The organism is Streptomyces sp. NA04227, assembly GCF_013364195.1.
Classification (GTDB): Bacteria; Actinomycetota; Actinomycetes; order Streptomycetales; family Streptomycetaceae; genus Streptomyces.
The window spans coordinates 6,665,222-6,676,640 of the sequence record NZ_CP054918.1 but is presented as its reverse complement, the minus strand read 5'-3'; the positions used below and the strand labels follow the sequence as shown (position 1 = coordinate 6,676,640).

The 11,419-nt window shown below is 72.4% G+C and carries 4 protein-coding genes; all 4 read right to left on the bottom strand.

What is annotated here, in order from left to right:
- Positions 1-41: 41 nt before the first annotated feature.
- On the bottom strand, positions 42-1,304 hold the full coding sequence (locus tag HUT18_RS28275; RefSeq protein WP_176103360.1) for a cytochrome P450: 1,263 nt from the start codon (positions 1,302-1,304) through the stop codon (positions 42-44).
- A gap of 288 nt (positions 1,305-1,592) precedes the next feature.
- Positions 1,593-3,722 (bottom strand): aminodeoxychorismate synthase component I, encoded by a 2,130-nt coding sequence (gene pabB, locus HUT18_RS28270; RefSeq protein ID WP_176103359.1) that lies wholly within the window; start codon positions 3,720-3,722, stop codon positions 1,593-1,595.
- Between the two features lie 65 nt (positions 3,723-3,787).
- A complete protein-coding gene (locus HUT18_RS28265; protein WP_176103358.1) occupies positions 3,788-9,796 on the bottom strand; it encodes a type I polyketide synthase in 6,009 nt (2,002 codons plus the stop codon).
- Between the two features lie 168 nt (positions 9,797-9,964).
- A complete protein-coding gene (locus HUT18_RS28260) occupies positions 9,965-11,032 on the bottom strand; it encodes a 4-aminobenzoate N-oxygenase (RefSeq protein ID WP_176103357.1) in 1,068 nt (355 codons plus the stop codon).
- Between the last annotated feature and the right edge of the window lie 387 nt (positions 11,033-11,419).

The window sequence follows — 11,419 nt, the reverse complement described above, 5'->3', positions numbered from 1 at the left end:
TGGTCCGCCCTCGGTGGTGACCGCCTCCCGCGCCCTCTCGGTCATGAGCCCGCGGACCGGGCGGGGTCGGGCTCCGACAAAGGTGCGAAGCGCAGCGGCAGGACGTCCGGGCCCGAGACGCCGGTGGAGGGCCGCCAGGTGATCGGTCCCGCGATCTCGGGCGGGCCGAGCCGGGCGGCGAGCGCCTCGAAGGCGTCGGCGAGTTCGACGCGGGCCAGCGCCGCGCCCAGGCAGTAGTGCGCACCGCCGCCGAAGGCCAGCGGGGACGCCTCCCGCTGCACGGTGATGTCGAACTCGTCGCCCCGCTTGAACACCAGGGGGTCGCGCTGCGCCGAGTGTGCGCACAGCCACACGGGGGTTCCGGCCTGGATCGGGAGGTCGTTGACGACGAAGTCCTCGGCCGCGGACTTGGTGGCCACCACCGTCGTCGTGGGGCACCAGCGCAGCACTTCCTCCACCGCCTGCGGAACCAGTTCCGGCCGCTCGCGCAGCAGCGGCCACTGCTCCGGGTGCGCCGCGAACGCCACCATGGAGTGGCCGAGTTGGTGACTGGTGGTCTGGTACCCGGCGACCAGCAGGGTCGCGATCAGCGTGCGCAGTTCGCGGTCGTCCAGCGCGCCGTCCTGCTGCTGGGCTCGGAGGATGTCGGAGAACAGGTCGTCGCCGAGGTTCGCCTTGCGCTCCTGGATCACGGTCTCGAAGTAGTCGTACATCCCCGCCAGGCCTTCCTCGACCTCCCCGACCCTGCTCTGGTCGGGGCCGAGGGCGAGGACCAGGTTGGTGTTCTTGCACCAGCGGCCGACGACGGCGTGGTCCGCCGGGGGAAAGCCGAGCAGTTCGCAGACCACGGCCGCGGGCAGCGGGTCGGCGAACGCCTCCACGAAGTCGCGCTCTCCGCCGCCGTCCGCCAGTTCGTCGGCGAGGCGTTCCGCGGTGGCTCGGATGAACGGCCGGAGCGCGGTGATGCGGCGCGCCGTGAAGGCGTGGCTCACCAGGCCGCGCAGACGGCGGTGGTCGGGGCCCTCCAGGCTCTGCATGAAGTCGCGCATGAAGTCGCGCACCAGCCCGTCGGAGGGCCCGACCATGTCCACCACATCGCGAAAGCCCGACACCAGCCGCGCGTCGCGGGACAGGCTGTGGGACTCCGCATAGCGCAGCACGAGGAGTCCCAGCGGGGTGGTGGCGGCCCAGGAGCGCTCTCTGGCCTCGGCCACCTCGGGAGAGTCCCATGCGAAATCCGGCACGGTGATGTCCAGGAACGGCAGGTTCTGCCACGACATCCCGGGCTCTGCGACGGTCGACATACTCGGTCCTTCCCTCGGATAACTGGCGGTTCGCTGCCGCATCGCGATTGTGTGCGGCGGGTCTTGGCGCCCTCTTGGAATGCGCTTGATCGCCGGCTCGCTCCCCGGCGCGGAGGGTCACAGGGCTTGTCCGGGCAGGTTGTTGGGCGGGATCGAGGGCGTCGAGGAGATCGACGGGTACGGGGGCAGCCGCGCGCCGTGACCACGGCCGACGGGCCCCACACACCTGGCGGGGCGGCGGCCCGTGGCACAGCGCAAGCGGCCGTACGACGACGAACACCGCGCCTGTCAGGAACTCGCCCCATCCGGCGTCGAGTTCGTCTCCATCGCGGAGTGCAGGGCATGTGCCCGCACCAGCGCGCGGCCCTTGAGGAGCACTTCGTCGAACTCGTCGGCGGGGTCCGAGTCGAGGACGATCGCGCCGCCCGCGCCGATCACCGTGCCCGCCGGTGAAGTCACCGCCGTGCGGATCACGATGTTGAGGTCCGCGCCGCCGGAGAGCCCGAAGTAGCCGATGGTGCCGGAGTAGATGCCCCGCGCGTCCTGCTCCAGACGGTCGATGATCGCCATCGTCCGGCGCTTGGGCGCACCCGTCATCGAGCCGCCGGGAAAGCACGCCCGGACGCAGGCAACCGGGTCCACCTCGCGTCGCAGCCGACCACGGACCGTCGTGACCAGCTGGTGCACCGTCGCATACGACTCGGTCACCATGTACGCGGGCACGTCGACGGACCCCACCTCGCACACCCGGCCCAGGTCGTTGCGGAGCAGGTCGACGATCATGAGGTTCTCGGCGCGGGTCTTGGCCGATGCCGCCAGCGAGCGGCGCAGTTCCTCGTCGCTGACCGGGTCCGCGCCACGGGGCGCCGTCCCCTTGATCGGCTTGCTCTCGACGGTTCCGTCGCGGTCGATACGCAGGAACCGCTCCGGCGACGAGCAGACCACGCCGACGGGGCCGAGCCGCAGAAAGGCGCCGTACGGAGCGGGGTTGAGGCGCCGGAGCAGCAGGTGGTACCCGAGGGGGTCCGCCAGGGCCGGGAGCCGCAGCCGGTTGGTCAGGCAGATCTCGTAACTCTCGCCGCCGCGCAGCTGTTCGAGGCAGTCCTCGATGTCGTCGAGGTATGCGTCCCGTCCACGGGCGAGGACCGGCCCGTGCGCCGGCATTGCTTCCGGACCGGGGGTGCGGTCGGCCGCGGGGCCGGGCAGGGAGCGGACCTCTCGTGCCGTCTGTGCCGCCCAGGCGCGGGCGTTGGCGAGTTCGTCCGCGCCCGGGCCGCTCAGGGCCAGGACGTAGGTGCGCCCCTGCTCGTGGTCCACCGCGACAAACCGGTCGGCGAACATCCACACCGCGTCCGGTGTCTCGGCCCGGTGGACGTTCGGACTCCCGCACTCGGCCTTGAGCTCGTACCCGAAGTAGCCGACGTAGCCGCCGTTCAGATCGAAAGGCAGGTCCGTCGGGGGGACGGCACGGGTGCGGAGCCGTTCCTGGAGCACCTCGAAGACAGTGCCGTCCTCGGTCCGTTCACCGGTGGCGTCGCGGACCGTCACCGCGCCGTTCCCGGTCCGGTACGTCAATGTCTCCGCGAGGGGACCGGAGTCGTCGCCGAGGAAGGAGAACCGGGCGCCGCCGACGCCGGGTGCGCTGCTGTCGAGCCAGAAGGCGTACTCGCTCTTCGAGAAGAGTGTGGTGAAGGCAGCCGGGGTGTCCACCGCCCGCTCGACGACCTCGACGGACAGGTCGAGTGGGGACGCCGGGGCGTCCTCGGACGGACAGGCCCAGCGGGTGTGCTCCGGCGGCGGGGAGGCAAACCGGGTGTCCTCCGGTGGCGGCGGGACATAATGGCCGCCCATCAACTCCGCGAAGTTGCGCAGCAGTTGGGCGCCCCACTCGCTCGCGACGGATTCCGGGTGGAACTGCAGACCCCACCGGGGCAGGGTCTCGTGCCGCAGTCCCATGACCGTCCCGTCCTCCGCCCAGGCGGTGGCCCGCAGGGTGCGCGGCAGCGGTTCGGTGACCCGTAGCGAGTGGTAGCGCACGGCGGTGAAGTTCTGGGGCAGGCCGTCGAACAGGTCCTCGCCACCGTGCCGGACCCGGGTGAGGTGACCGTGCCGGGGGACTCCGGTGGCCACCCGTCCGCCGTAGTGGTGGGCGATCGCCTGGTGGCCCAGGCACACACCGAGGACCGGCACGTCCTGCCAGCGTTCCAGGATGTCCTGGCAGAAGCCGAGGTCGGACGGGCGCTGGGGGCGCCCCGGGCCGGGTGAGATGACCACGCAGTCGAACGCCGAAGGGTCCAGTTTCGCCCATGCCGCGTCGTCGTTGACCATGACGGTCGGCTCCTTGCCGTACACCTCGGCGAGGAGCTGGAACAGGTTGTAGGTGTAGGAGTCGTAGTTGTCCATCAGCAGCGCACGCATCGAGCTGCTCCTTGTCGGGTTCGAACGGGACCGGATGGGTTCCGGTTCAGCGCGCCGGAGACGGCCTACTCGCCGAGCAGGTTGTCGATGTAGTCGAAGACCTCGTCCCGGGAGGCCGAGCGCAGCTTCTCCATGACCGCGTCGCCCTGGTGCGGAGCGTGCGGTGGCGAGACCTCCGGCGCGGCATGGGCGTCCGGCGCCGCTGTCGTCCCGGTCGGCGTCCGCGGGTCCGGCAGCAGTACGGTGCGCAGGTGGCGGCCGAGTGCCACCGGTGTCGGGTAGTCAAAGACCAGCGTGGGCGACAGCCGCAGGCCGGTGGCGGCGCCCAGACGGTTGCGCAGTTGCAGGGCGCGCAGGGAGTCGAAGCCGATGTCGGCGAAGGGCCGCCGCTCGCCCACGGTCCGTGGATCGTCGTAGCCGAGGACGGCCGCGACATGGGTGCGCACCAAGGTCAGCAGGAAGTCGTCCTGTTCGCTCTCGGACAGCGGGGCGAGACGGACGGCCAACGGCTCGCTGCCCTGCTCGTTTCCGCTCTTGTCGGTACCGGCAGCGGACCGGCGGACCGGGGTCCCGGCGAACGCCCGCAAGAGGTAAGGGACTTCGTCGCCCTCGGCCATGTTGCCGGTGTCCAGACGCAGCGGGAAGACGACCGGTTCGCCGGTGGCACGAGCGGCATCGAGGAGGGCGAGCCCCTGGTCACCGGAGAGCGCCTTGATTCCCGAGCGGGCCATCCGCCGTACGTCGGCCTCCGCCAGCCCCGCCGTCAGACTCGACCGTTTCTCCCACAGCCCCCAGCCCAGCGACACACCCGGCAGGCCCGCGGCCCTGCGCCACTCCATCAGGGCGTCCACGAAGGCGTTGGCCGCCGCGTAACCGGCCTGTCCGGCCGGGCCGAGGACGCTGGACACCGACGAGAACGCCACGAACGCCACGTCCGGGTCGGCGGTCAACTCGTGCAGATGCCAGGCCCCGTCCGCCTTGGGGCGCAGCACCCGGTCGAGACGTTCCGGTGTCTGTGCCGACAGGACGCCGTCGTCCAGGACACCGGCCATGTGCACCACGGCCGTCAGCGGGTGCCCGTCCGGAACCGCCTCCAGCGCCTCCGTCAGCACCTCGCGGTCCGCCACGTCACCGGCCACGACACGGATGTCGGCGCCGTCCGCGCCGAGTTCCTTCACGAACTCGGCGGCCCCCGCGCCCGAGTCGCCGGACCGTGACACCACGACGAGGTGCCGGATTCCGTACGACTCCACCACGTGGCGCATCACCAACCGGCCCAGGGTGCCAAGACCACCGGTCACCAGGACCGTCCCGTCCGTGCGCCAGCCCGCACCGGCGGCGGACGGTGGCGTCGCCACCCGAGCCAGGCGCGGCAGCAGGAGGGTGCCTTCACGCACCGCGACCCGGTCCGCTTCACCCGCCACCGCGTCCACGAGCGCGGACCGGGACGAGTCGAGCCCGTCGAGGTCCACGAGGCGGATACGGTCCGGGTACTCCGACTGCGCCGAGGCGACGAGTCCCCAGACCGTGGCGAGGGCGGGGTCGGGCGCCATGCCGTCGGCCACCGCGACCGCGCCTCGGGTGAGCACGACCAGGCGCGAGTCCGCGAGGCGCTCGTCGGCCAGCCAGTCCTGCAGGGCGGCCAGAACGGTGTGTGCGGCCTTGTGCGCCGCGGTGGCCGGATCGACGAGAGGGGCCGGGCCGGGCGCGGAAGGGTGACTCGCCGTGGTCGTGCCGGTGCTCGCGGCCGTATCGGCACTTGCGTCCGTGTCGGCGGCGGCCCGGGGTTCCGGAACCGGCGAGTGCCCCGAGAGCCCCGGTGGCAGAGCGAGGACGACAACTTCGGGCACGGCGCCACCGGTGTCCAAGTACGCCCGTAGCGCCGCCGGATCCGAGTGGTGCGTGCACTCGATGCCTCGTACGTCCAGCACGCCGTCGACTCCGTCGGTCCCGGCACCGGGCCCCATCCAGGCCCAACGTACCGTCACCGGGTCGCGCGGGGCGGGCCGTTGGCCGGGCAGCCACTCCAGGCGCAGCAGTGAGGCAGCGGCCATGGCGGCGGCGCGGCGCAGGGATGCCGCGGCCACCGGCCGCAGCCCGAGGCTCTCGACGCGTGCCACCGGCCGCCCTTGCGGATCCGTGGCCATAACCGACAGAGCACCGGTCCCCGTGAGGTGGAGGTGGGCCCGCAGCCGGGTGGCACCCGTGGCGTTCACGGTTACGCCGCGCCACGAGAACGGCAGCCGGGACTCGCCGGGTGCGGCACCCGGCGCGGGTACGAGTGCCGCGGCGTGCAGGACCGCGTCGAACAGGGCGGGGTGCAGCCCATAGCGGTCAACACCACCGGCGCCCTCGGGCAGTTCGACCTCCACGTAGAGGTCGTCGCCTCGACGCCAGCAGCGCTTCAGCCCTTGGAACGCGGCACCGTAGTGGAGTCCCGTCCTGGCCAACTCCTCGTAACACGCGCCGAGTTCGACCTCGGCCGCGTCGCCCGGCGGCCAGTGGCGCGGCGGTGTTGGTGGCAGCTCGCCGCCGCGTGCCAAAGCGCCTTCGGCGTGCCGGGTCCAGGGCGCGTTCGGTGCGGCGGCGCCCGACTGCGAGTACAGGGTGATGTCCCGGCGCCCGTCGTCGTCCGGGCCGCCGACGGCGATCTGGAGGCGTACGGTGCCCTGGTCGGGCAGGATCAACGGGGCTTGCAGGACCAGCTCGTCGAGAACCTCGTGGCCCACTCGCGCGCCCGCTCGCAGCGCCATCTCCACCAGCGCCGTGCCGGGAACGACCACGACATCGGCGACGGCGTGATCCGCGAGCCAGGGGTGGGTCCGTGTGGACAGCGCCCCCGTGAAGAGCATGCCCCCGGTCCCGTCCGCGAGGGGTACGGCCGCCCCCAGCAAGGGGTGGTCGACGCCGTCCAGACCGGCTGTGGTCACGTCGGTCTCCGGCGCGGCCGCGTCCTCCAGCCAGTAGCGGGTCCGCTGGAAGGCGTAGGTCGGGACGTCCGTCAGGCGGGGGTCGGTGTGGCGGAACGCCTCCGGCCAGTGGACGGCGACGCCATGGACGTGGGCCTCGGCGACCGCGGTCAGGAACCGCGCCAGGTCGCCTTCGTTGCGCCGCAGCGAATCGACGGTCAGGACGTCTCCGGCCCGCTCGGGGCCCGCGGCCTCGGCGGTCTCCTGGATGGCGAGGGTGAGCACGGGGTGCGGGCTCATCTCGATGAACGTGGTGTGACCCTCGGCGAGCAGACCCTCCAGCGTGCTGTGGAACCGGACGGTCTCGCGGAGGTTGCGCACCCAGTACGCGGCGTCCAGAACCGTGGTGTCGACCGGCTCGCCGGACACCGTCGAATGGAACGGCACGGTCGCCGCGCGCGGACGGACACCGTCCAGGGTCGCCAACAGGGTCTCGCGCATCTCGTCGACCTGCGCCGAGTGCGACGCGTAGTCCACCGGAATCCGCCGTACGCGCACGCCGTCCGCCTCGAAGGCCGCGAGCGCCTCGTCCAGGGCCGCCGGTTCCCCCGAAATGACCACGGACCGCGGCCCGTTGACCGCGGCGACGGACACAGCACCGTCCCACCGCGCGAGGCTCCGGCGCACCCGGTCCTCGGGGCAGGCGACCGAGACCATCCCGCCCCGCCCGGCCAGGACCCGCAGGGCCCGGCTCCGCAGGGCCACGACGCGGGCCGCGTCGTCCAGACAGAGGGCGCCCGCGACGTGGGCCGCCGCGATCTCGCCCTGCGAGTGCCCGACGACCGCGGCCGGTTCCACACCGAACGACCGCCACAGCGCGGCGAGGGAGACCATCACGGCGAACAGCGCGGGCTGCACGACGTCCACACGGTCCAGGGTCGGTGTGCCGGACTCGCCGCGCAGCACCTTCGTGAGCGACCAGTCGACGTGCGGGGACAGACTTTCGGCGCAGGCCTCGATCGACTCCCGGAACACCCTTGAGGTACGCATCAGTTCGGCGGCCATACCCGGCCACTGGGACCCCTGTCCGGGGAACACGAACGTGACGCGGTCCCGTGCCGTCGCCGAGCCCAGCGCCGTGTGCGGGCCCTGGTCGCCGTCCGCGAGCGCGGCGAGGCGTTCGCCGGCCGAGGCCCGGTCCGCGGCCACCACGACGGCCCGGTCCCTCAGAGCCGCCCGCGAACTCACCAGCGAGTACGCCAAGTCCACGTCCGGCGCCTGCGCGTCCGACTGCAGGAACTCCGCCACCCGCCGCGCCTGGGCCCGCAGGCCCGCTTCACCGACGCCCGAGACCAGCCACGGCAGTGCGCGGCCTTCGCTCTCCGCGGCGTCCGTGGCGTTCGAGGTGGCTGCTGTGGCTGCCGCTGCGACTGCGACATTCGTCGTGCTCGTTGGGTCTGTGACGTCCGCGGCTCCGTCCCCTGTCGGGCCCTGCCCGGGGCCGTCGCTCTCCGGCGGCGCCTCCTCAAGGATGACGTGGGCGTTCGTCCCGCCAACTCCGAAGGAGGAGACGGCCGTTCGGCGCGGACGGTCGACCTGCGGCCAGGGGGTGGCCTGGGTGAGGAGCCGCACGGCACCGGAGGACCAGTCGACGTGCGGTGTCGGCTCCGCGATGTGCAGGCTTCGCGGCAACTCGGCATGGCGCATCGCCATCACCATCTTGATCACGCCCGCAGCCCCGGCCGCGGCTTGGGTGTGGCCGACGTTGGACTTCAACGAGCCCAGCCACAACGGCCGGTCGGCGGGCCGGTCCTGGCCGTAGGTGGCGAGGAGTGCCTGCGCCTCGATCGGGTCGCCGAGCTGGGTTCCGGCGCCGTGGGCGTCGACGCAGTCCACGTCCGCGGTGGACAGGCTCGCATACGCCAGCGACTGCCGGATCACCCGCTGCTGGGCCGGGCCGTTCGGAGCCGTCAGGCCGTTCGAGGCGCCGTCCTGGTTGACCGCTGATCCTCGTACCACCGCCAGCACGCGGTGACCGTTGCGCCGCGCGTCCGACAGCCGTTCCAGGACCAGTACGGCCACGCCCTCGGACCAGCTGCTGCCCTTCGCGTCGGCCGAGAACGACCGGCACCGCCCGTCCGGTGCCAGGCCGCGCTGCCGGCTGAACTCGATGTAGCCCCAGGGCGTGGCCATCACCGTGACACCACCGGCGAGGGCGAGCGTGCACTCGCCCTGGCGCAAGGACTGCGCGGCGAGGTGCAGGGACACCAGAGACGAGGAACAGGCGGTGTCCACGGTGACCGCCGGTCCTTCCAGACCGAGGGAGTAGGCGAGCCGCCCCGAGGCCACACTGGGCATGCTGCCCACGACGCGATAGCCCTCGGCGCTCGGCGGGACCTGCCGGATACGGGCGCCGTACTCGCTGTACATGATGCCGACGAAAGCGCCGGTCCGGGTGCCGTGCAGCGAGGTCGGGTCGATCCTGGCCCGTTCGACGGCCTCCCAGGACGTCTCCAGGAGCAGCCGGTGCTGCGGGTCGATGGTGACGGCCTCGCCCGGGCTGATCGCGAAGAACCCGGCGTCGAAGTCGGGGGCGTCGTAGAGGAATCCGGCGTGCCGGGTGCACGTGGTGCCGACCTTGTCGGGGTCCGGGTCGTACGCGACGTCCCAGCCGCGGTCGGTCGGGAATTCGGAGATCGCGTCCGTCTCCGAGCGCACCAGGCGCCAGAGGTCCTCCGGCGAGGTCACCCCGCCGGGCAGTCGGCAGCCCATGCCCACGATCGCGATCGGCTCGTCCGTCGCGGCCCGCCGCTCGGCGGACGGGTCGACTCCCGCCCCGGAACCGGGTGAAGCCTGTTCGCCGAGCAGGAGGGAACACAGGTGGCCGGCCAGGGCGTGCGGAGTCGGGTAGTCGAACAGGACGGTGGTGGGCAGGGTGGCGCCCGTCGCCCCGCTCAGCCGTTCCCGCAGCCGTGCCGCGGCCCGCCCCCGGAGCCCTTGGGCGCCGAACGCCCGGCCGGGGTCGAGCGCCAGATGGCCCTCGCGGTCCAGGGCGGCGGCGGCCTGAGTCCGGATCAGGTCGAGAAGCAGACGACGCCGCTCCGCCGCCCGTGCGGCCACGAGGCGCTGCCGCAGGGGCCGGTCGCGTCCGTCATTCCACTCCATCTTCGCTTCCTTCCTGGCGGGGCACGGTGGCCGAGCCCCGGTGAGATCGCGCTACGGCGGGCCCCGCCTCGCGCACGGGCGCCACTGACCGGTGTCCGCGGTGGCGGCACACGGAAACCGGCCGACTCCGTTCGTCGACCTGCCTGTCGGGACGGCGGGGCAGGGCCATCACCGGACCGCCTCTCTGCGCCGTGACGGCAGTGCGGTGCGCGGTCCCTGGGCCTCGTCGGTGGCTCCCACGCCGGGCGACCAGGCGGGAGGCTCGGGGAACTCGAAGTCGACGGCGTCCCCGAGTTCGAGCTGCTCGATCATCCGCTGGGCGCCGGAGAAGTCACGGACCAGCCGTCGTCCCGAGGAGGTCGCCCGCAGGTCGCCCACGATCTCGTCGGCGCCCTCGATGCCCGCGGTGACCAGTTCGAGCCGCAGCGTGGAGAGGTCCTGCTCGGCGAACGCCTCCAGGGCGAGCGGCAGACAGCGCATCAGGACACGGCGCTGCCCGGCGTTCATCCGGGCGTACAACTCCCGTACGACCTCGATGACGAGCGAGCCGTGCGCCGTCTCGTCACGCAGGTGCAGTGTGGTGATCAGGGAGTGCAGGGGCTGGATCGAGTCGTCCCTGGCGAGCAGGGCAAGAAGGGAGTTGATACAGGTCTCGGCCACCGCCCCCCACACCAGTACGGCGACATCGCGCTCCCACTCCTCCGGCATCCGAGCGAGCGTCTCGAGCAGCCGCCGGTGCGTGACGAGCCGGGGCTGCTCGGGGCGGCTGCGCACACCGCGCAGTTCGCGGGTACGGGAGATGGCGAGCATGTGCATGTACGTGTGGAAGCTCTCGTCCACGAGGGACTGTTGCACTCCCTGCCGCACCAACGGGTGGTCGCTGCCGGGGAAGACACCGCGCATGACGAGGTCGAAGGCGGGCTCGGCGATGAGGTGTTCGGTGGCGATGACCCGCTCGTTGTAGCCGATCCACAGGCCTGTCAGGACCCGCCCGCGCTGTTCCGGAGTCGCCGCGAGGAACCGGGGGTGCTCCGCGAAGGGCACCATCCGCAGCGGATAGTCCGGCAGTTGGGGGTCGTACGCACCCACCTCGTCGAGAGCGTCGGAGCGCGTCGTCACCGCGGCCCGCCGTGGCCAGGCCGTCACCAGGCGGCGCAGCGTCGCGCTGCCGACACCGTCCTCCTCGGCCCACCCCCTGGCCGCCCAGGTGGTCACCACGCCCGACTCCTCGCGCATCAGCCCTCCCGGCCTCGTGACTTCGCAGTGCCGTTGATCGTCACCGGCCGCTCTTGGCGGTCTCTTGAACGCGACTTGGGCGCTGCCGAGGGAGCCTTCTGGATACCGATCGGGGATGCCAGGATGAACGCGGGCCACGGCGGCGGGGGCGGCGCCACGGACGACCGCCGCGCGCATACGTACACCCGTGACGGGCCTCGGCCATCGGGACGTGGGCGGACCGATCCGCCCCTCAACTGCCACTTACCCCAATCCTTTTGGGATCACCGCGCTCACCTCGCTCACCGCGTTCCTGCCGCTCCTCCCTCTCTCCCTGGCCCACCCGCACGTTCCTCCGCCCCGCCCCGCCCCGTCCCGTCCCAACCCGTCCCGGGCAATCCGCACCCG

Bases quoted from the DNA above. Each gene is read 5' to 3' on its own strand.
- HUT18_RS28275 (WP_176103360.1), bottom strand. From the start codon at position 1,304: ATGTCGACCGTCGCAGAGCCCGGGATGTCGTGGCAGAACCTGCCGTTC.
- pabB (WP_176103359.1), bottom strand. From the start codon at position 3,722: ATGCGTGCGCTGCTGATGGACAACTACGACTCCTACACCTACAACCTG.
- HUT18_RS28265 (WP_176103358.1), bottom strand. From the start codon at position 9,796: ATGGAGTGGAATGACGGACGCGACCGGCCCCTGCGGCAGCGCCTCGTG.
- HUT18_RS28260 (WP_176103357.1), bottom strand. From the start codon at position 11,032: ATGCGCGAGGAGTCGGGCGTGGTGACCACCTGGGCGGCCAGGGGGTGG.